Raw genomic sequence first — 20,559 nt, 5'->3', positions numbered from 1 at the left:
CTTGAAGACAACCTGAGCGATGTTGGCCGGCCGGGGACGATGTGCCCGCACATGTAACGACCGACCACACCCCCGGCGGTCGAATCCCGGACATCACGCCCACGAACAACCTGGACAACACCCCGCGGCGGCGACCATATCGAAGGGCCCTCAGTTACAGGCCATGGCGACGACCCTGCCAGCACAGGCACCCACATGGACGACCCGGTGCCGGTGGCCGCAATGAGCCACTGACCGTGGGCGTCGGTACACACGCCCGCAGCCCTCTGGTGCAGGCGGCCTGAACGGCGCGGCCTCACGGCTTGGATCATGCGGCGCAGCCGACGCACCGCGGCGAAGCGAATGTCCCACGGCTCATCGGCTAGCGCCAACACGGCGAGTATCAGCACGTCTACGAATACGGCCGTGCCACCGTTAGTCATCTCCAGGTGCCGGCCGTCACCCCTGCGGAGTACGTCACTCACGGAGAGTGGAGAAAGAGGGCCTCAACCGGATTGCCTTACTGGCTCAGCCCCACAACGCCCCACCCCCACCGCGCCGCTTCAGCGATGACTCGGTCCCAGTCCTCCAGCAGGTCGGCAAACTCGCTGAATCGTCGACCTACTCTCCGGGACGGCAGCGTGCTCGATGAAGACCAGCCTCAGCACGCAAGCAGAGGTCCGACCCGAGGACAGGGTCCACGCTGTGCCCAGCAGCCACCGTCCGATCGTTCGTCCTCACACACGTCTGATCAGCGGTGGCTGTGGCCTTCCCCCAGTCAGCAGCCCGAAGAGATCGCATCTGCCAGGTCGCGCTGGTACCAGGTGCCCGGATTTCCTCCGAGGTGGGCTGGATCGACGGGGCCGGCGGGGACGAACCCGGCTTTGATCAGTACCTTTTGGGAGGCGGCATTCCGGCTGACGGTGGCTGCCCGCAGTGTGTGCAACCGGTACTGGACCGCCGCCAGATGGCACAGCTCCCGGACGGTTGTGGTCGCCACGCCTCGGCCGGTGACGTGCTGTGCGACCCGGTAGCCCAGTTCCGCGGTGTGGTTTTCGATGTCGACCAGGTTGAACCTGCCGAGCACCGAGCCGTCCTCGGCGACGAGCACGTGGAAAGCGCAGTTGCCAGTCTCCTGCTCGGCCAGCAAAGCGTTGTGCCGCTCAGGGAACTGATCAAAGAAATCGTCGCCACGGTCGGGAACGGAGGCGGCGAAGTAGGCGCGGTTCGCCAGCTCGAAGGCCAGGACGGCCGGGGCATGGTCGGCATGCAGACGCTGCAACTCAGGCATCGCCCGACTCTACGCAGGTGACGAGACGTTCGGGGGCGAGGCGTGCGACGGCGAAGGCCGTCGCAGGGAGGGCGCGTACGCTGGCGCGGCCTTCGAGTACGTCAAGACCTGAATCCGGCAGGGGGGATCAGTGGCCACGAGCGTGCCCCGGCAGAGCTATCCGACGGCTGAGATGGAGGCGGTCGTTCCTGTCGTGGAGAGGTCCCTGGCCACTTCGCTGCAGACCATCGAGGCCTCGCACGGGACCAGGAGGGCGTCGCTGACGACATCCTTGAACGTGGCGCGCATCCGCTGCGTCGGGGACCCCGCCCTCCCCTCCCCACAGACAAGGCGGAAGCGGGCATCGCCGTGCTCCAGGCGAGCGCCAAGAAGCTTGTCGACGGGCTCGAGACCGACTCAACAGATTTGGGGCGTGCTCAGCGCACCACGCTCACCCTGGCTCAGTCCCATTGCCTGCTGGATCCGCGGGCATCGATCTTCCCGACATGGGACGCCTGGGTCGCCGCGATGCAGGTCAGCTCGGCCGTGTTCGCCGCAGCCACCACGACCGAGCCTCATGTGCGGTGCCGCATCGCGCACGAGGACCGCGCACTCCAGGCCACGGGCCCGCAGCCTTATGTGACACCCGGCTCGTGGACCACCGCCTTCTACCTGGCGGTGATCTGCCGCGAGAAGGACCGGATCACCGCGCTGTGCCAGGTACCGCTCGCCCTGCTTCGGGAGAACGGATCACGCTTCGACGCGTACCACTACGACTGGATCAGCACCCTTCAGGCCTACTGGCTGGGTGGGCCGGATCTGGGCGAGAAACTGGTGGCCGCCGTCGACGGCACCGACCCCGAGACCGCCTCCGACTCGGAGGCGGCGGGCAAACTGATGTACCCGCCGATGGAAATGTTCCACCGCTTCCTCCGTAAGGACCACGCAGGCTTCACCAAGGCACTCACCACCGCCCTCCAGTGGCACAAGGAGTACTGGACCGAGGAAAGCCGCATGTATCAATCCTCCGGCCTCGTCGCTCTGGCCCCCCTGGCCATGGCCTGCATCGCCCACGACGCAGGCATCCCCATCGAAGTCGAGTCCGAGTACCTTCCTGCCGCTCTCCTCGGACGCAACTGGTGGGGTGAGTTCCCCACCTGAGGGATCTGTCCTTGGAGTACCCGGAATCCAGCGCCGGCGCTTGAGCAACCACTCCGGCTTTCACCGCTCGAGCAGCTGCGACTCAGCCGCCTCACCTCGGGTGAACCGGGATACCGTGAAGGCCCCGTCCGGCTTCCGGGCGTTCGCCCTCTCCGGGATTCACCGAGGATGCACGGGGTGCGTGCCTCCTTCGCGCCCCGCTTCACGGCTCGGCTCTCCTGCCCCTGCGCGAGCGCGAGTTCGCGAAGATGCCGCGCGAACGTCACCAGAAACGGATCTCCCATCGCCATGAACGACACCTGGATCACGCGCGCCGAGACCGTCGCCGACGTTCCCGCCGTCCGCGATATCAACCTCGCCGCCTTCCCCACCCCTGCCGAGGCCGATCTCGTCGACGTCCTGCGCAGCGATCCGACCGCCTGGATCAAGGGCCTTTCCCTGGTCGCTGCGGACGACACCGGCCGACCGGTGGGTCACGCCCTGCTGACCCGGTGCCACATCGATGCCACACCGGCTCTGTGCCTGGCTCCGTGCGCCGTCCGTCCGGAGAATCAGCGTGCGGGTGCGGGCACCGCGGCGATCCGTGCCGCCCTGGCCGCAGCCACGTCCTTGGGTGAGCACCATGTGGTCGTCCTCGGGCACCCGGCCTACTATCCGCGGTTCGGGTTCACTCGTGCCGCTGACCACGGCATCGGCCTGACCATCGAGGTCCCCGAAGACGCCCTGATGGCGCTCAGTCTGACGGCCGGCCGTCCGCTGCCCCGCGGGACCGTCCGTTACGCCGCTGCCTTCGGCATCTGACCGGACCCCGCCGCGCAGAGGCACGCCGGTCCGCGCGCGACGCGGTCCTTCGGCGCCTCGGCCGATGCGCGGCATCCGGACATGGATCCGGGTGACTTGGACATACGGACGGGACTGTGGTTCGCACGGTGGCGGGGTTGACCGGCCGGACGCTCGTGATGCGGTCCCGACCGGATCGGCCGGGCATCCGCCCGGCCTTGCGATCACATCATCTATTAGGATGACGTCACGCACGTGACCATGTACCTCGGAGGCGAACATATGGTCCACGTCCCACAGCCCGGAGGCACGACTGCGCCGGCCATCTCCATGCCCGCCGTCGGTGTGGTCCGAGCCGGAGTCTGAGCGAATGCCCCACTCACTGACGCCCCGTGACGAGAGAAACCTCCCCGCGCTCAGCGCGCAGCCCCTGATCCGTCTCGACGCCTACGTGGCGGAGGACGGTTCGACGGTGGTCAACGGCCATCTGCTGACGATGGGCGGCACGCGCCCTCCCAACGAGGCGATCCTCGACGCGATAGCCATGTTCGCCCGCACTCTGGGGACTCCGGTGGCGGCGACCGTCATCGACCGCAGTGTGCGGCAGGTCGCGCGGCTCCGGGTGTATCCCGACGGCTCCAGCGTGACCATCGCCGAGGAGGAGGACCTGCCGCCCGGGCGCGAGCGGACCGTCGCCGAGGAGAAGTCGTTTCCCCCGCTCGCCCGTGTCGAGCGGATCATCCAGCACGCGCAGCGCGAGGAGCTGCACGCCGCGTACGTCCTCGCCGGCGCGCTGCGGGAGCACCTGACGCTGCGCCGGGGCGCGGAGGACGAACTGTCGCTGGAGGCCCGGGCGATCGAGGCGTACATCGCCTATCGCCGCGGCGACTACACGACCTCGACCGGCCTCGCCCTGACCGTCGCACGGATCCGCTGCGGGACCGATCTGCACCGGGCCGTGCCCGAGGTGGCCCGCGCCACCGCGGCGTGGCAGCGGCTCCAGGACGAGTCCCAGGTGGCGACCCGGGGACAGGAACTGCTGCACATGTGGGAGAGGTTGTCCGCGGAGGGCCTGCTCCGGGAGCCGTCCCACCACGCCATGGCCCAGGCCGTCCGGGTCCGGATCGAGCGGGGCCACCCGTACCCGGAGGCCCCGGCCCCGGCCCGGACCCCCGTAGCCGCCCTGGCCGCGGCTCAGAGCCAGATCGCCCCCGAGGACACGCCTCTGGCCCCCACCCGCAGGGGACTGCGGCGCTTCACCAGGCGGGCAGGCCGACGGGCCGGCTGACCCCGTACTGCGCGTAAACCTCCGCGTCCCGGCGGCGGCCGGGGCTGGCACCTCCGCGACGCGGTCCGCGGGCGGTCGCCCCGGCTCTTCGCGACCCGGTGGGCGTCGCACGGTGCTCCACCCACGCGCGGCACCGTGATCCACTGCGCTGCGCCCGCGGGGCCGCACCCGACTGTGATCGGTCGGCGGTCCCGGGTCCGTGTTCCGGCAGCACCGGGCGGGCTCGAACGGCTCCTCGGTGCGCGGGCCCGCCCGGGCACCCGTCGCCGGCTTCAGAAGCGGAACCCGATGACCCCGTGCCCCGGTCGCGTTCCTGCGCGTCGCATCCAGTCGAGGCACTGCGTGACGGCCTCCACGACCTGGGGCTCCAGGGACGCGGCCCGTCCCGATCCGTCGGCCGACCGCTCGGTGGCCTCGTACTGCTTGAGCGCCTCGGCGATCGCCTCGGGCCCCCACTGCCCGCAGGCCGGCGTGTGGGCGTAGGGCAGGGGAGCAGGCGGGGCACCGTGGCCGAACGCGTCCAAGGACACCGCGGTGATTCCCATGGCGCGCAGGCCCTCGTCGACGGTCGACAGCCAGTCGCCGGAGTGCGGAGTGAAGCAGTCGTTGGGCAGGAACGATCCGCTGAGCTCGCAGAGCCGCCGGTAGGCGTAGCCGTACTGGAAGGCGTGGTTGCGGTCCTCGCTGAAGGGTCTGCCGTGGACGACCGCGCGCAGTGCCTCGTCCGCCGTGGGGGCGCCCTCCTCCTCGATCTCGTAGCGGTGGTACTCGTCGTCGCGCACCAGGTCGTCCGCGAATCCGGCGCGCACGCCCGTCAGGAAGTCGTCGTCGCGGCAGCCGATCAGGGCCTGCGTGGCGGCCACGTCGAGCAGGTAGACGCTCAGGGAGGAACTCATGGGGCCACGCTAGGCGATGCTCCGGACCGTCCTGCGGGGTGCGCCGGCCGCGCGCAGAAAACGGGGAGGACGCCCCGCGAGGAGTCTGCTAGACATACGGAGTTCCGCCCACTCGCCAGGACTTGGATGCCATGCCCCGCGCCGTCACGCTCATCCGCTCCACCAGCCTCTCCGACGTGGCCGAGTACGCCTACGCCGCCACCGCCCCCGCCGAAGCCCGGCTGGTCTTCCTCGCCGGTTCGTGCCCGCTGAACGAGGACGGTTCGACGGCGGCGGTGGGCGACTACGCGGGCCAGGCGGCGAAGGCGTTCGAGAACATGCGCACCGCCCTCGCCGACGCGGGCGCCTCGCTGGAGGACGTCATCAGCACGCGGGTGCTGGTCGCGTCCTCGCGGCAGGAGGACCTGGTGACCGCCTGGGGCGTGGTCCGGTCAGGCTTCGGCGAGCACGATGCGCCGAGCACCCTGCTGGGTGTCACGGTCCTCGGATACAGCGACCAGCTCGTGGAGATCGAGGCGGTCGCCGCGGTGCTCGACGCCTGAGAGCCGTCGCCCGCTCAGCCCCCGGGGCCGACCCCCAGAGCCGCGAGGCGTTCGCCCCGGCTCTCCGCGATCCGGTGCACGTCGCGCAGCGACTCGGCCATGCGGGCCACCGCATAGCGGAGTTGCACCACGGTCACCGGGCGGTCGTCGAGCATGTCGGCGGCGTGGCCGAGCAGTTCGGCGGCCATGCCGAGCTGGATGCTCTCGATGGTGTCGGCGACGCGGGAGACGTGCCCCGTACCGTCGCCCAGGACGTAGCAGGGCTTGCCCTCCGGGCCGGCCCACGGCAGCAGGCGCGCCGTGCCGGGAATCCGCCCGGTCACACGATCCGCCCGAGGCCGCACCCCGGGCAGGGCCTGATGTCGATGCCGTACATCGCGAGCCACAGCGGACGCTCCGAGAACGACTCGGACGGCTCACGCTCGGGCGGCGGGGGTACGCGGAATGCCTCCGGGACCGGCTGAAGGAGACGCAGCAGCGCCTCCAGGGTGCGGATGATGCAGTGCAGCACGTCGTCAACTCCGTTGCATGGGTGGGCGATGGCCACGGTCGCGCCTGGGGCCGGGACCTGGCCGTCTGTCGCTGAGTAGCGATCCACTCACAGAGTGGGACGGGCGGGGCTAGGCTCGCCAGGGGGTCGTTGGTGACAGATCATTCGTCACACAGGAGTTGACGTTGAGTAATAGCCATGGGGACTGGTTCAAGGAACAGCGCATGGCCGCAGGACTGACCCAACAGGAGTTGGCCGACGCGGCGGTCATGACCCGTTCGCACATCGCGCACATCGAGGCGGGACGCCGCATCCCGTCGAAGGAGGACGCGCGACGCCTGGACAAGGCCCTGAACACGGGGAACGTGCTGAGCAGCTTCCTGCCGGAGGACGACGGCACGATCGCCGACTACTTCGAAGCGGCCCGGCAACTCGAACGCCAGGCAACGATGATCCGCGAATACGCCCTGACGTTCATGCCCGGCATCCTGCAGACGGAACGCTACGCCCGGGCGGTTCTCAGCACCGCGTTCCCTCCCAGGAGTGAAGCAGAGTGTGACAGGCACGTTGTCACACGCCTGGAGCGGGCACAGATCCTCACCGACTCAGTGACGCCCGTGGTCTGGGCACTGCTGGACGAGGCGACACTACGACGCCCGGCCGGCAGCCCGGAGATCATGGTCGAACAGATCAGGCACGTGGTCCACCTGGGAGAGTGCGGCCGGGTACGCGTACACGTTCTGCCGCTGGGTGTCGGCATCCACCCCATCAGCCAGGGCATGGTCTCGCTCATGTCCTTCGAGGATCAGCCACCTGTCGCGTACAGCGAGGGCCTGTCGACGGGGAAGATTCACGAATCGCCGGCCGTTGTCGCCCGGTTGCAAGACATCTACGCTCTCGCACTGAGCGACGCACTTCCACAGAGAGAGTCACTCGCCATGTTGCGAGCGGCGGCTAAGGACTATGGGCATGAGGATTGAACGCGCGATCCCGGACGGGTCCGTGCTGCACGGATGGCGCAGGTCGACGCACAGCGGTCCGGAATCAGGCAGCTGCCTGGAGGTCCTGGACGGCCATCCCTCAGGCGTCCCCGTCCGCGATTCCAAGTCGCCGCAGGGCCCGGTCCTGTTGATACCGGCCGCAGGCTGGTCGTCCTTCGTCGCCGCCGTCAAGGCCGGGCACCTCTCCGCCTGACCGGGGGCGACGACTCCGTACCGAAGACGTACGCCACAGGCGTCGACGACCCGCAGTCCACGACGGACCGACAGCGGGCAAGCAGGCTGCCTGCCGGAGCACGCACACCCCGGGGAACGGCCCATCCTCGTGCCCCACGACGCACAGCCCCCGGACGCAAGGCCCCCGCACGGTGGACTGCTCCCCGGCCATGGCCGAACGGGTCGAAGGCACCTACGCTCTCACCGTGGCCGAACACACCCTCCCCGACGCCTCCACACTCACCGGCTGGCGCAAGTCCTCCTACAGCAACAGCGAGGGCGGCAGCTGTATGGAAATCCTGGACGGCCACCCCTCCGGCGTCCCCGTCCGCGACTCCAAGACCCCCCACGGCCCCGCGCTGATCGTCCCGACCACCGGCTGGTCCGCCTTCGTCTCCGCAGTCAGGTCCGGGCACTTCTCCGCCTGAGCGGGGGTGACGGCTCCGCACCGAAGACGTACGCCTGGCGGAGCAGGCGCGCCCCGGGGATCCACCCGCCCTCGCGGCCCCGCCACGCACAGCCCGCGGACACAAGGCCCCGCACGCCCTCCCCGGACACAAGGCCCCCGGACGGCCGCGCGCACCCCCACCCCCAGGCTCCCGCACGCCCGCGCACCCCACGCCCGAAATGTCCGGCTCTCCAGCATGCGCAACCAGGGGTTGACCATTCCTCCAACCGCCCCTAAGTTTCTCGCAACCCGCTGGTACATCGATTAACCACTCTGGTTAACGTCCTGGTTGGAGACATCCCGCTGTGCGCTCACCTCTGAGTCGGCGCGGTTTCCTTGCCGCTGGTTCCGGCCTCGCCGCCGCCACCGCGCTGCCCGCAATGTCCGGCTGTTCCACGCTCGCCTCGGCCGATTCCGACCCCGGCACCCTGCTCGTCCACACCCAGCTCGGCACCACCGCGCCGGGCTCGCCCACGTACACCGCCGTCGTGAAGGACTTCGAGGAGGAGAACCCGGGGCTCCGGGTCAAGAACCTCGTCAACGGCGACGATCTCCCCCAGGTGTACGAGACCTCGCGGCTGGCCCGTAAGGAGCCGGACGTGGTCATGGTCAACCTGTACGACAAGACGCTGGCCTGGACCGAGGTCGGGGCCACCGTCGACGTCAAGGGGTACCTCGACGACTGGGGGCTGCGGGAGCGTGTCCTGCCCGCCGCGCTCACCGAGTGGACCGACGACGAGGGCAGGATCCGCGCCTTCCCCTACTTCGCCGCCAACTGGCCGGTCGCCTTCAACACCCATCTGCTCGACCGCGCCGGTGTCGGCGCGATCCCCACCACCGGGGACCAGCTCATCGGTGCCGCGCGGAAGCTGCGGGCCAAGGGCATCGCACCGGTGACCGTCGGCGGCAACGACTGGACGGGGCAGAAGCTGCTCGCCCAGATCATCCAGACCTTCCTCACCCCGGAGGAGGCCCGGCAGGTCTACACGACCGGGGACTTCAGCGGCAGCCGGGGCGCCCGCGCGGGCATCGACTACTTCGTGGCGCTGCGGGACGCCGGTGTCTTCGCCGACAAGGCGCAGGGCCTGACCTCCGACACGATGACCACGCAGTACAACACGGAGGCGGCGGCGATCCAGTCCGCGATGTCCTCCGCCCTGGCGAAGGTGCCGGCCCGGGCGGCCGGGCACACCGAGGTCGGCGGCTGGCCGCTCGCGCCGGGTGCCGCCCACGGGAAGCCGACGATCCTGCGGTCGTACACCCTCATCGGCTTCTGGATCAGCCCCAACGGGGTGAAGAAGCTGTCCTCGGTCGAGAAGTTCCTGCGGTTCATGTACCGCCCCGAGGTGGTGTCCCGCTTCATCACCGAGAGCGGCCGGGACATGGCGCTCGTGACCGACACGGTCAGCAAGGACTTCCCGCTGGTGGCCGAGGCCCAGCGGCTCGGCGACCGGGTCGGCCAGGCGCTCCTGCCCGATCTCTACGTCCCGCCGACCGCGACCCAGCCGCTGATCACCGCGACCAGCACCGCCTTCACCCGGGGCACGAGCGCCGCATCCGTGCGCTCCGCCCTGGAATCCGCCTACCGCACGGCCTGACCGCGCGCCCGAGCCTTTGCGAGTCCTCCTATGACGTTGCTCTCGTCCGCCCCGGGCGGCGCCTCGGTCCGCGGGCCGGCCGACCCCTCGCCGTCCGCCGCCACCACCACGAAGTCCCGCACGCAGGGCGGGGTGATCCTCGCCGTACCCGCGCTGGTCTGGTACCTGGTCTTCATGGTCGGCCCGCTGGTCGCCATCTTCGTCATCGCGGCCCTGCACTGGCCGGGCATGCTCCAGCCGGTGTCCTTCGCCGGTACCGGCAACGTCAGCGCGGTCCTGGACGACCCGGTCTTCTGGGACGCGGTGCGGAACACCGCCGTACAGCTCGTCGTGGCGCTGCCGCTGATGATCGTCGGCGCGTACATGCTCGGGTACTACGTCGCGCAGAAGCCGCCGGGACACCGGGTCCTGCGATACCTGCTCTTCATCCCGGGGCTGATCTCCACCCCCGCGAAGGCGATGGTGTTCTACGCGGTCCTGTCGCCGGACGGCCTGCTCAACGGTGCGCTGGACTCGGTGGGCCTCGGCTCGCTCACCGACGCCTGGCTCGCCTCGCCGTCCACCGCGCTCGCCTCGCTCATCGTCGTCGACGTGTGGAGCGGCATCGGGTTCACCGCCGTGCTGTTCGCGGCCCGGCTGGGCAGCGTGCCGGACGAGATCGGGGAGGCGGCGCAGCTCGACGGGGCCGGGCACTGGCGTGCCATGTGGCGCATCCACTTCCCCGTGATCCGGGACTTCGTCGGGGTCGTGACGATGCTGCAGTTCCTGTGGACGCTCTTCGGTTCGGCGCAGAACGTGCTGCTGCTCACCCAGGGCGGCCCGGGGAGCTCGTCGACGACGTTGTCCTTCCTCGTCTACCAGAAGGCGTTCATCGCGGCCGATCTCGGCTACAGCCAGACGGTCGGGGTGGTCCTGTTCCTGGTGGGCCTCGCCGGACTGCTGACCATCCGTCGCGTCTTCCGCCAGAACTACTGATCGGAGCAGGTCCCATGAAGTTCGGAAGGTCCTGGCTGCCGGCGCACCTCTTCGCCTGGCTGTACATGGTGCTGCTGGTCGTCCCCCTGTACTACCTGCTGGTCTCGGCGTTCAAGACGAACGACCAGATCTTCGGGAGTCCGTTCTCCCTGCCCACCTCCTTCTCCACGGCCAACTTCACCGAGTCGTTCTCCTCCGCGCACCTCGGTCCGGCCGTCCTCAACTCGATGCTCGTGACCGCGCTGGCGCTGGTCCTCACCCTGGGGCTCGCGATACCGGCGGCCTTCGCCATCGCCCGTACCGAGGGCCGCCTCGGGGCCCTGGTGGAGCGGGTGTTCTCGCTGGGCTTCCTGGTCCCGACCTTCGCCGCGCTCTTCCCGACGTTCCTGCTGGCGGCGGCCACCGGGCTGTTCCACACCCGGGCGTTCATGGTGCTGTTCCTGCCGGCGACGGCGATGCCGCTGTCGGTGGTGATCCTGGTCCAGTTCATGCGGACGATCCCGCGCGAGATGGAGGAGGCGGCGCGCATGGACGGGGCGTCGACGTTCGCCGTCCTGCGGCACGTCTACACGCCGATGTGCATGCCGGGCATCGCGACGATCCTGCTGCTGAACTTCCTGACCTTCTGGAACGAGTACCTCTACTCGCTGGTCATCATCGGCCCCGACCCCGACCAGCGGACCGTGCAGGTCGCCCTCCCCACGCTCAAGTCCCTGACGGGGACGGACTACGGCATCCTTACGGCGGGCACGGTCCTGACCCTGATCCCGGTCTGGGTGGTCTACACCGTGCTCCAGAAGCGGATGCAGCAGGCTCTCGTCAGCGGGGCGGTGAAGATGTGAACAAGCGTCTGGAGGGTCGTACGGTCGTACGCCCCACGATCAAGGCCGTGGCCGCCGCCGCGGGGGTGTCGACCGCGGCGGTCTCCCAGGCGGTCAACGGCACCGGCCGGATCTCGGAGGCCACCCGCCGCCGGGTCCTGGACGCGGCCACGGAGCTCGGCTGGTCCCCCAGCGCCTCCGCGACCGCGCTGCGCCGGGCCAGGACCCGCACGATCGCGCTCGTCGTCCGGCGGCCGACCGACGTGCTGGGCTCCGACCCGCACTTCAGCGAGCTGATCACCGGTCTGGAGGGCGAGCTCGCCCCGCGCGGCTACGGTCTGCTGCTCCACCTGGTCGCCGACATGGCGCAGGAGAGCGCGCTGTACGAGCGCCTGGCCGCCGAGGGCCGCATAGACGGCGCGGTGCTGACCGACGCCCGCGCCGACGACCCGCGCCCCGAGCTGCTGCGCGGCCTCGGGCTGCCCGCCGTGCTGCTGGGCGCCCCGGACACCGGATCGCCGGTGCCCCGGGTGGGCCTCGGGCAGCAGGGGGCGGGTGTCCGGGAGGCGGTGGCGCACCTGCTGGAGCTCGGCCACCGGCGCGTCGCGTACGTCGCCGGTCCGGCCGAACTGCTGCACACCCGGCTCCGGTTGGACGCCTTCGAGGAGGCGCTGGCCGGGGCGGGGCTGGGCCCCGTCGCCGTCCGGCACAGCGACTTCACGGAGCGGGCGGCCGTCGACGTCACCGAGGAGCTGCTCGCCCTGCCCGACCGGCCGACCGCCCTCGTCTTCCCCAACGACTCCATGGCCGTCTGCGGCATCGGCACCGCCCAGCGCGCCGGGCTCCGGGTGCCCGCCGACCTCTCCGTCACCGGGTACGACAACCTGTCGCTCGGCCGCTGGGTCCACCCCCGGCTGACCACCGTCGACCAGCAGGTGCAGCGGGTCGGCGCGGCCGCCGCCCGGACCCTGCTGGCCGGCTGCGGCGAGGACGTGCCGCCGCCCGTGCTCGACGGCCGTCCGCGTCTGGTCGTACGCGAGTCGACGGGCCCCGTGCCGTCCCCGGCCTGAACCGCCGCACCACCACCGCACCCCCCGCACAGCGAAGAGGACCTGTAGAACCATGCGACGCCACAGTGCCCAGCTCACCCACGACTCCGCCGTCCTCCCGTGGCTCGGCGCCAACTTCTGGTCCCGCACGGGCGGTCCCCTGATGTGGCGGAACTACGAGCCGGAGACGGTGCGCCAGGAGCTGGCCGTGCTCCGTGAGCACGGCCTGAACATGACCCGGTCCTTCTTCTACTGGCCCGACTTCCACCCGGAGCCCGGCCGCGTCGACGAAGAGCTCTGCGACCGCTTCCGCGACTTCCTGGACGCCCACCACGAGCTGGGCATGGGCACGGTCCCCACCTTCATCGTCGGGCACATGTCGGGCGAGAACTGGGACCCGGCCTGGCGCGGTGACCGGGATCTGTACGAGGACGTGTGGCTGGTCGGCCGGCAGGCGTGGTTCGTCTCCCAGATGACCCGGCGCTTCAAGGACCACCCGGCGGTCACGGGCTGGCTGATCACCAACGAGATGCCCGGCTACGGCCGGATCTACCAGGTGGACCCGCCCTCCAGCGACGTCGTCACCGCCTGGGCGCAGTTCATGTGCGACGCGGTGCGCGCGGCGGGCGGCACCCAGCCGGTGTCGCTCGGCGACGGCGCCTGGGGCATCGAGGTGACCGGCCGCGACAACGGTTTCTCGCTGCGGGAGACCGCCGAGTACGTCGACTTCGTGGGGCCGCACGTCTACCGCTCGGACACGGACCGGCCGCGCCAGCACTACCGCGCGGCCTTCGAGTGCGAACTCGCCGCCGTCACCGGCCAGCCGGTGATCCTGGAGGAGTTCGGGCTGTCCACCGACACCGTCTCGGCGGCGAACGCGGGGATCTTCTACCGGCAGACGCTGCACAACTCGCTGCTCGGCGGGGCGACCGGCTGGATGGCGTGGAACAACACGGACTACGACAACCTGTGGGAGCAGTCGCCGTACGACCACCACCCCTTCGAGATGCACTTCGGGATCACCGACGGCGCCGGGCGCCCCAAGGAGCCGCTGCGTGAGCTGGCCTCCTTCGCGAAGGTGCTGGAGCAGGTCGACTTCCCGCGGTGCCGCCGCACCGACGCGGACGCCGCTCTCGTGGTGCCCGCCTTCCTGGAGCGCGGCTACCCCTACAGCCGGCCGGCGGACCGTCCGCTGATCTTCACCTCGCTGCACCAGGGGTACGTGGCGGCGCGGGGCGCCGACCTGCCGGTGGCGTTCGCCCGCGAGGCGGACGGGCTGCCGGAGGACGCCTCGCTGTACCTGCTGCCCTCGACGCGCCAGCTGACCACCCGCACCCGCCGTGCGCTGGAGCGCAGGGCCCGGGAGGGGGCGACGGTCTACCTGTCGTTCTGCTCGGGCGAGTACCCGACGACCCGGGGCCCGTGGTTCCACGACCTGGACGGGCTGTTCGGGGTGGAGCTCCAGCTGTCCTACGGGGTCGCGGAGCCGATCGAGGACGACGTCCTGGAGATGACGTTCGCCGAGGACTTCGGGTCGATCGCGGCGGGCGAGGTGCTGACGTTCCCGGTCGCGGGCAACGAGGACAGCCGCGCCTATCTGCCGGTCGTCCCGGACGGCGCCCGGGTCGTCGCGACGGACGCGCACGGCCGTCCGGCGCTGCTGCTCCACGGGACGGGCGCGGGCCGCACGGTCCTGGCGACGTATCCGCTGGAGCACATGGCGGCGCGCACCGCGCGGGCCAATCCGGAGCAGACCCACCGGCTGTACGCGGCGCTGGCCGAACTCGCGGGTGCGGCACGCCCGGTGACGGTCGACACTCCGTACGTCAGCGCCGACACGCTGGTGCACGAGGACGGCACGCGGTTCCTGTGGCTGGTGAGCCAGTCCGGCGAGGAGCTGACGGTGCGCCCGGCGGCGGACGGGGAGCTGCGCGAGCCGGCCGGCGGGGACCCGGTGACGGACGTGACCCTGGCCCCGTACGGGGTGCGTGTGCTCGAACTGCGCTGACCGCTCCGCCCCTTCCCGATCTGTGAGGTGAACCGCCCATGTCCGAGCCCCTGTTCCGTGATCCGGGGATGCCCGTCGCCGACCGGGTCCGGGATCTGCTGTCCCGGATGACGCTCACCGAGAAGGTGGGCCAGGTGAACCAGCGGATGTACGGGTGGGACGCGTACGAGCGCACCGCGTCGGGGCACCGGCTGACGGAGGGGTTCCGGGCGGAGGTGGCGCGCTTCGACGGGATGGGCGCGCTGTACGGGCTCCAGCGCGCCGATCCCTGGTCCGGGGTGACGGCCGAAACGGGGATCGGTGCCGCGGACGGGGCGCGGGTCTCCGACGCGGTGCAGCGGCACGCCGTCGAGAACACCCGGCTCGGTATCCCCGTCCTGCTGGTCGAGGAGATGCCGCACGGGCTCCAGGCGCTGGACGGGACCCTGCTGCCGGTCAATCTGGCGGTGGGCGCCACCTGGAACCCGGAGCTCTACGAGGAGGCGGCGGCCCTCGCGGCGGCGCAGCTGCGGGCGCGCGGCGGTCATGTCGCGCTGGTCTCCGCGCTCGACCTGGTGCGGGACCCGCGCTGGGGCCGTGCGGAGGAGTGCTTCGGCGAGGACCCGTACCTCTCGGCCCGCTTCACCGAGGCGCTGGTGCGCGGGGTGCAGGGTCCGGCCGGGGAGCACATCGGGCCGGACCGTGCGGCGGTGGTGCTGAAGCACTTCGCGGGGCAGGGGGCCACGGTCGGGGGGCGCAACAGCGCGGCCACCGAGCTGGGCGGCCGGGAGCTGCACGAGATCCACCTCCCGGCGGCGCTGGCGGGGGTGCGGGCCGGGGCGGCGGGCCTGATGGCGGCGTACAACGAGTTCGACGGCGTCCCGTGCGCGGCGAGCCACCGGCTGCTGACCGGGATCCTGCGGGAGCGGTGGGGATTCGAGGGGCTGGTGATGGCCGACGGGCTGGCGGTCGACCGGCTGGTGCGGCTGACGGGCGATCCGGTGGCGGCGGGGGCGATGGCGCTGCGGGCGGGGACGGACCTCGGCCTGTGGGACTCCTGCTACCCGCGGCTCGCGGAGGCGGTCGGCCGGGGGCTGGTCGAGGAGGCGGCGCTGGACAGGGCGGTGGGCCGGGTCCTCGCGCTGAAGTTCCGCCTCGGGCTCTTCGAGCGCCCGTACGCCGGCGGGCAGGCTCCGGATCCCGGCCGGCTGGAGCGGCTGAGCGAGCGGGTCGCCCGGGAGTGCGTCACCCTCCTCGCACACGACGGGGTGACGCTGCCGTTCGCGGGGCGTCCGGGCGGGACCGTCGCGGTCATCGGGCCGAACGCCGATTCCGTGCCGCAGCAGATCGGCGACTACACCGCGCCGCAGCGGCCCGGCACGGGCGGCAGTGTGCTCGCCGGGGTCCGGGCCGCGGCGCCGGAGGGCACCGGGGTCGGGTACGCCCGCGGCTGCGACCTCGTCGGCGGGGACCGGTCCGGGCTGCCGGAGGCGGTGGCGCTGGCCGCCGGGGCCGATGCGGCGGTGCTGGTGCTCGGCGGATCGAGCGCGCGGGAGCCGGACACGCGTTTCGACGCCAACGGGGCGGCCGTCGTCGCGTCCGGGAACCCGGTGGGGATGACCTGCGGCGAGGGTGTCGACCTGGCCGGACTGGGCCTGCCGGAGGGCCAGTCGGCGCTGCTGGACGCCGTCGCCGCGACCGGCACCCCGGTGGTCGTGGTGCTGGTCCAGGGCCGGCCGCACGCGCTGCCCGACCTCACCGGACGGGCCGCGGCGGTGCTGAGTGCCTGGTACCCGGGCCCGTGGGGCGGGAGGGCGGTCGCCGACGTGCTGTTCGGCGCGGCCGGACCGCAGGGCCGGCTGCCGGTCTCGGTGCCCCGCTCGGCGGCCCAGCTGCCGGTCTTCTACAACGCGAAGGACCACGGCTACCGGGGGTACGTCGACCAGCCCGCCACCGCCCGCCATCCGTTCGGCCACGGGCTGTCCTACACGACGGTGGAGTACGGGGAGCCCCGGCTGTCCCGGACGGAGGTGGGGGCCGCCGTGTTCACGGGGGCCGGCGCGTCCGCTCCGGTGACCTGTGCGGTGCGGGTGTCGAACACCGGCGGCCGGCCGGTGCGGGAGACCGTGCAGCTCTACGTGCGCCGGGTGCGCGGCGGGACCTCGTGGCCCCGGACACGCGAGCTGCGCGGTTTCGTCCGGGTGGAGCTGGCGCCCGGCGAGAGCGCCGAGGTCGTCCTCCCGGTCGGCGCGGACACGCTCGCCTCGTTCTCGTCCGCCGGGGTGTGGGAGGTGGAGCCGGGGGAGTTCGCGGTCGGGACCGGGCCGTCCTCGGACCGCACCCGGGAGGCCCGGCTGACGGTGGAACCCGCGGGCGCGCCCCCGGCGGCGGGGCGGGCGGCCGGCCCGTCCTGACGGCGGGGCCGCGCGGGGCCGCCGTCACCGCACGCGGCCGGAGCCGCCGTCCCCCTCGTCCTCGTCGTCGTCGCCCGGGACGTGCACGTCGAAGACGTTGATGTTGATCTCGACGACCTCGAGACCGGTCATCGTCTCCACCGCGTCCGTGACGTTCGTCCTGACCCGGCCGGCGAGTTCACGGATCGGCACGCCGTACTCCACCTCGATGTCGACGTCGATCGCCGTCTGCTTCTCCCCCACCTCCACCTTGACGGACCGCCCCGCCCCGGAGGACCCGGACACCCGGCTGGTGACCGCTCCCAGGGCCTTCGATGCCCCCCTGCCCACCGAGTGCACCCCGTCCGTGTCCCGGATGGCGATGCCCGCGATGGTGGAGACCACGGTGTCGGCGATGGTGGTCGTGCCGCGTCCGTCGCTTCCCGCGCTTGCGTCCACTTCAACCATGACTGCCTCGCAGTGAGTCGGAACCACGGGCCGGCCCGTGTCCGCCGGCCCTCCTCCCACTGTGCGCCCGGCCTCCACCCGCCGCCATCGGGATGACCCGGCGCCGCGCGACGGGCCCCGTGCCGCCGGGCCGTCCCGCTCCCCCGCGCCGCCGGGCGTGCTGCGCATCACCCTGGACAGCCCCGTGACCGCCGGGTAACTTTTGACCGGGACTGAGCAAGCGCTTAGCCACTGCGACCGAAGCCGAAGCTGACACCAGGAGGCACCCGTGCGCCGTACGGTTTACAACGAGGACCACGAGGCGTTCCGGGAGACCATCCGCGCCTTCATCGAGGCCGAGGTCGTCCCCGTCTACGACGAGTGGTTCGCGGCCGGCCAGGCGCCTCGTGACTTCTACTACAAGCTCGCCGAGCTGGGCATCTTCGGCATCGAGGTGCCCGAGGAGTACGGCGGCGCCGGCGAGGAGTCCTTCAAGTTCGAGGCCGTGCTGTACGAGGAGACCGCCCGCGCGGGCGTCTCCTTCGGCGGGTCCGGCGTGCACGTCCTGCTCTGCCTGCCCTACCTCAAGGCCTATGCCACCGAGGAGCAGAAGAAGCGCTGGCTGCCGGACTTCGTCTCCGGCCGGTCGATGTACGCGATAGCCATGACCGAGCCGGGCACCGGCTCCGACCTGGCCGGCATGAAGACCACCGCCAAGCTCTCCGAGGACGGCACGCACTACGTCCTCAACGGCGCCAAGACCTTCATCACCGGCGGTGTGCACGCCGACAAGGTCATCGTCTGCGCCCGCACCGACGCCCCGAAGGCCGACGACCGCCGGCACGGCATCTCGCTCCTGGTGGTCGACACCAAGTCCGAGGGCTACTCGGTCGGCCGCAAGCTCGACAAGCTGGGCCTGAAGGTCTCCGACACCGCCGAACTGGCCTTCGTGGACGTCAAGGTGCCCGTCGAGGACCTGCTGGGCGAGGAGAACAAGGGCTTCTCCTACCTCGGCCAGAACCTCCCCCAGGAGCGCCTGGGCATCGCCGTCGGCGCGTACGCGCAGGCCGCCGCCGCCGTGCGGTTCGCCCAGCAGTACACCCAGGACCGCACCGTCTTCGGCAAGAGCGTCGCGTCCTTCCAGAACACCAAGTTCGAACTGGCCGCCTGCAAGGCCGAGGTCGACGCGGCCGAGGCCGTGTGCGACCGCGCGATCGAGGCCCTGGACGCCGGTGAGCTCACCGCCGCCGAGGCCGCCTCGGCGAAGCTGTTCTGCACGGAGGTCGCGCACCGGGTGATCGACCGCTGCCTCCAGCTGCACGGCGGCTACGGCTTCATGAACGAGTACCCGATCGCCCGCCTGTACTCGGACAACCGGGTCAACCGCATCTACGGCGGCACCAGCGAGGTCATGAAGTCGATCATCGCCAAGTCCATGGGTCTCTGAGAGCGGCTGCGTCCCCCTCCATGAGCGCGGCACTGGACTCCCTGCTCGATCTGCTCGACCTGGAGCGGATCGAGCAGGACATCTTCCGGGGCACGAGCCGTTCGGCGGTCGTGCCCCGCGTGTTCGGCGGCCAGGTCGCGGCCCAGGCCCTGGTCGCCGCCGGGCGCACGGTCCCCGGGGACCGGGGCGCCCACTCCCTGCACGCGTACTTCCTGCGGCCCGGGGACCCGGGCGCGCCGATCGTCTACAGCGTGGACCGGATCCGCGACGGGCGGTCCTTCACCACCCGCCGGGTCGTCGCCGTCCAGCACGGCAAGCCGGTCTTCCACCTCTCGGCGTCGTTCCAGGTCCACGAGGAGGGCATGGACCACCAGGCGGTCATGCCGGCCGCGCCGGACCCGGAGACCCTGCCGACGGCGGCGCAGATGCTGCCGCGCCACGCACACCGCTTCACCGACCCGCGCACGGTGGACCGGCTGCTGGAGGCGCGGGCCGCCGTCGACCTGCGGTACGTCGACGCGCCGCCGTTCGCCACCGCCGGTGAGCCGCGCGAGCCCCGCTCCCAGGTGTGGTTCCGGACGCACGGCAAGCTGGCGGACGATCCGCTGCTGCACGTCTGCCTGGCGACGTACGTCTCCGACATGACGCTGCTCGACTCGGTGCTGCTCGCCCACGGGCGGGGCGGCTGGGCGGTCGGGGACGTGGTGGGCGCCAGCCTGGACCACGCGATGTGGTTCCACCGCCCCTTCCGCGCCGACGAGTGGCTGCTGTACGACCAGGAGTCGCCGTCCGCCTCGGGCGGGCGCGGTCTCGGGCAGGCCAGGATCTGGACGGCGGACGGCCGGCTGGCCCTCACCGTCATCCAGGAGGGCCTGGTCCGGATCCCGAGGGACTGAGGCGCGTCAGGCCTGTTCGGCGGGGAGCAGCCCGGCGGCGTCGAGCAGGTAGTCGGTCATCGGGTCGTAGAACCGCGGGTCGGCGACGTGGTCGTCCAGCGGCACGGTGACCTGGAGGGTGCCCTCCGCCTCGCCCAGGAACAGCGCGGGGTCGTTGCAGTCCGCGTAGCCGATCGCGTCGATGCCGCGCTGTCCGGCGCACCCGGCCCAGCCGTGATCGGCGACGACCAGGTCGGGGCGCGGCCGGCCCTCGCGCTCCAGGCCGTCGAGGATGGCGGCCATCGGGACCGGTGAGTGCGTGTGCCAGAGGGTCGCCCCGCGCTCCAGCACGGCGACGTCGGCGAACTGGAAGACCATGCCCTCGTCCGCCATCAGCCCTCCCGGGATCCGGACGATCTCGCATCCGGCGGCCCGCAGCGCGTGCGCGGTCCGGCGGTGCACGTCGAGCAGCCCTCCGGGGTGGCCGGTCGCGAGCAGCACCCGCTCGCCGTCCGCCGCGGCCTTGCGCAGCCGGGCCGCCATCCGGTCGAGGGCGTCGACCGTCAGTTCGGGGTCGATGGTGTCCTGCCCCTGCCGGTGCCCGGGGTCGTCGTTGACCCCGCATCTCTCCGCCATCACGGCCAGCACGTCCTGCTCGTCGCGCCAGCGGTCGCCCAGCTCCAGGCCCAGCCAGAAGTACCGGTTGCCGTTGGCGAGCTCGCGGTAGTGGGAGAGGTTGTTGTCGCGGGGCGTGGCGACGTCGCCCGCGATGCGGGTGCGGACGAGGTGCTCGACGAGGGCGGCGCGGCTGGGTATGGGCATGCCCCCATTGTGCCGTCGGTCACCCGGTGTGTGCCCGGCGTCTCGTACGGCGGGATCCCGGCGGGGCGCACCCGCCC

The 20,559-nt window shown here is 71.5% G+C and carries 21 protein-coding genes; 15 read left to right on the top strand and 6 right to left on the bottom strand.

The window, feature by feature from the left end:
• Positions 1–757: 757 nt before the first annotated feature.
• Entirely contained in the window at positions 758–1,270 is a 513-nt protein-coding gene (locus ABZ172_RS23705; RefSeq protein ID WP_356886143.1) for a GNAT family N-acetyltransferase, read from the bottom strand.
• Positions 1,271–1,618: 348 nt separating this feature from the next.
• Here ABZ172_RS23705 and ABZ172_RS23700 point away from each other — a divergent pair, with 348 nt between their 5' ends.
• The 3 genes from ABZ172_RS23700 to ABZ172_RS23690 all read left to right on the top strand — a co-directional run bounded on the left by ABZ172_RS23700 (position 1,619) and on the right by ABZ172_RS23690 (position 4,478).
• Complete coding sequence (locus tag ABZ172_RS23700; protein ID WP_356886141.1) at positions 1,619–2,410, top strand: immunity 49 family protein; 792 nt, start codon at positions 1,619–1,621, stop codon at positions 2,408–2,410.
• A 288-nt stretch (positions 2,411–2,698) separates the two neighbouring features.
• Positions 2,699–3,211, top strand: a complete 513-nt coding sequence (locus tag ABZ172_RS23695) for an N-acetyltransferase (RefSeq protein WP_356886139.1) — start codon at positions 2,699–2,701, stop codon at positions 3,209–3,211.
• Positions 3,212–3,560: 349 nt separating this feature from the next.
• On the top strand, positions 3,561–4,478 hold the full coding sequence (locus tag ABZ172_RS23690) for a hypothetical protein (protein WP_356886137.1): 918 nt from the start codon (positions 3,561–3,563) through the stop codon (positions 4,476–4,478).
• Positions 4,479–4,750: 272 nt separating this feature from the next.
• Here the strand turns inward: ABZ172_RS23690 and ABZ172_RS23685 are convergent, their stop codons facing one another.
• Positions 4,751–5,374, bottom strand: a complete 624-nt coding sequence (locus ABZ172_RS23685) for a hypothetical protein (protein ID WP_356886135.1) — start codon at positions 5,372–5,374, stop codon at positions 4,751–4,753.
• A gap of 131 nt (positions 5,375–5,505) precedes the next feature.
• On the opposite strand from ABZ172_RS23685, the gene ABZ172_RS23680 reads away from it, so the two are divergent.
• The gene (locus ABZ172_RS23680) at positions 5,506–5,916 is read left to right on the top strand and encodes a Rid family hydrolase (RefSeq protein WP_356886133.1); all 411 of its coding nucleotides are present in this window, start codon (positions 5,506–5,508) and stop codon (positions 5,914–5,916) included.
• 14 nt (positions 5,917–5,930) lie between these two features.
• On the opposite strand, the gene ABZ172_RS23675 is transcribed toward ABZ172_RS23680, so the two are convergent.
• Positions 5,931–6,239, bottom strand: a complete 309-nt coding sequence (locus ABZ172_RS23675) for a hypothetical protein (RefSeq protein ID WP_356886131.1) — start codon at positions 6,237–6,239, stop codon at positions 5,931–5,933.
• The gene (locus ABZ172_RS23670) at positions 6,236–6,427 is read right to left on the bottom strand and encodes a hypothetical protein (RefSeq protein WP_356886129.1); all 192 of its coding nucleotides are present in this window, start codon (positions 6,425–6,427) and stop codon (positions 6,236–6,238) included. Before ABZ172_RS23670 ends, ABZ172_RS23675 begins: the two co-directional genes overlap by 4 nt.
• A gap of 164 nt (positions 6,428–6,591) precedes the next feature.
• Here ABZ172_RS23670 and ABZ172_RS23665 point away from each other — a divergent pair, with 164 nt between their 5' ends.
• The 9 genes from ABZ172_RS23665 to ABZ172_RS23625 all read left to right on the top strand — a co-directional run bounded on the left by ABZ172_RS23665 (position 6,592) and on the right by ABZ172_RS23625 (position 16,912).
• The gene (locus ABZ172_RS23665) at positions 6,592–7,386 is read left to right on the top strand and encodes a helix-turn-helix transcriptional regulator (RefSeq protein WP_356886127.1); all 795 of its coding nucleotides are present in this window, start codon (positions 6,592–6,594) and stop codon (positions 7,384–7,386) included.
• A complete protein-coding gene (locus ABZ172_RS23660; RefSeq protein WP_356886125.1) occupies positions 7,376–7,600 on the top strand; it encodes a DUF397 domain-containing protein in 225 nt (74 codons plus the stop codon). The genes ABZ172_RS23665 and ABZ172_RS23660 overlap by 11 nt, the downstream gene beginning before the upstream one ends.
• A gap of 226 nt (positions 7,601–7,826) precedes the next feature.
• The gene (locus tag ABZ172_RS23655; protein ID WP_356886123.1) at positions 7,827–8,048 is read left to right on the top strand and encodes a DUF397 domain-containing protein; all 222 of its coding nucleotides are present in this window, start codon (positions 7,827–7,829) and stop codon (positions 8,046–8,048) included.
• A gap of 325 nt (positions 8,049–8,373) precedes the next feature.
• The gene (locus ABZ172_RS23650; RefSeq protein ID WP_356886121.1) at positions 8,374–9,666 is read left to right on the top strand and encodes an ABC transporter substrate-binding protein; all 1,293 of its coding nucleotides are present in this window, start codon (positions 8,374–8,376) and stop codon (positions 9,664–9,666) included.
• Positions 9,667–9,696: 30 nt separating this feature from the next.
• Positions 9,697–10,641, top strand: a complete 945-nt coding sequence (locus ABZ172_RS23645; RefSeq protein WP_356886119.1) for a sugar ABC transporter permease — start codon at positions 9,697–9,699, stop codon at positions 10,639–10,641.
• 14 nt (positions 10,642–10,655) lie between these two features.
• Positions 10,656–11,483 (top strand): carbohydrate ABC transporter permease, encoded by an 828-nt coding sequence (locus ABZ172_RS23640; protein ID WP_356886117.1) that lies wholly within the window; start codon positions 10,656–10,658, stop codon positions 11,481–11,483.
• Complete coding sequence (locus ABZ172_RS23635) at positions 11,480–12,532, top strand: LacI family DNA-binding transcriptional regulator (RefSeq protein ID WP_356886115.1); 1,053 nt, start codon at positions 11,480–11,482, stop codon at positions 12,530–12,532. The genes ABZ172_RS23640 and ABZ172_RS23635 overlap by 4 nt, the downstream gene beginning before the upstream one ends.
• Positions 12,533–12,584: 52 nt before the next feature.
• Complete coding sequence (locus tag ABZ172_RS23630) at positions 12,585–14,519, top strand: cellulase family glycosylhydrolase (protein ID WP_356886113.1); 1,935 nt, start codon at positions 12,585–12,587, stop codon at positions 14,517–14,519.
• Positions 14,520–14,557: 38 nt separating this feature from the next.
• Positions 14,558–16,912, top strand: coding sequence for a glycoside hydrolase family 3 N-terminal domain-containing protein (locus ABZ172_RS23625; RefSeq protein WP_356886111.1), 2,355 nt, complete (start codon positions 14,558–14,560; stop codon positions 16,910–16,912).
• Positions 16,913–16,936: 24 nt separating this feature from the next.
• On the opposite strand, the gene ABZ172_RS23620 is transcribed toward ABZ172_RS23625, so the two are convergent.
• Positions 16,937–17,359, bottom strand: a complete 423-nt coding sequence (locus tag ABZ172_RS23620) for an Asp23/Gls24 family envelope stress response protein (RefSeq protein ID WP_356886109.1) — start codon at positions 17,357–17,359, stop codon at positions 16,937–16,939.
• A 268-nt stretch (positions 17,360–17,627) separates the two neighbouring features.
• On the opposite strand from ABZ172_RS23620, the gene ABZ172_RS23615 reads away from it, so the two are divergent.
• Both ABZ172_RS23615 and ABZ172_RS23610 read left to right on the top strand, forming a co-directional pair.
• The gene (locus tag ABZ172_RS23615; protein WP_356886107.1) at positions 17,628–18,785 is read left to right on the top strand and encodes an acyl-CoA dehydrogenase family protein; all 1,158 of its coding nucleotides are present in this window, start codon (positions 17,628–17,630) and stop codon (positions 18,783–18,785) included.
• A 20-nt stretch (positions 18,786–18,805) separates the two neighbouring features.
• Entirely contained in the window at positions 18,806–19,681 is an 876-nt protein-coding gene (locus tag ABZ172_RS23610; RefSeq protein ID WP_356886106.1) for an acyl-CoA thioesterase II, read from the top strand.
• Positions 19,682–19,687: 6 nt separating this feature from the next.
• Here the strand turns inward: ABZ172_RS23610 and ABZ172_RS23605 are convergent, their stop codons facing one another.
• Positions 19,688–20,482 carry a phosphatase gene (locus ABZ172_RS23605; protein ID WP_356886104.1) on the bottom strand — a complete coding sequence of 265 codons (795 nt, stop codon included), beginning with the start codon at positions 20,480–20,482 and terminating at the stop codon, positions 19,688–19,690.
• Positions 20,483–20,559: the final 77 nt, after the last annotated feature.

Origin of the sequence: Streptomyces sp. NPDC006296 (assembly GCF_040613235.1) — a bacterium.
In the GTDB taxonomy this organism is placed as follows: Bacteria; Actinomycetota; Actinomycetes; order Streptomycetales; family Streptomycetaceae; genus Streptomyces.
The sequence above is the reverse complement of the archived record's forward strand: the minus strand, read 5'-3'. Positions and strand labels throughout refer to the sequence as shown.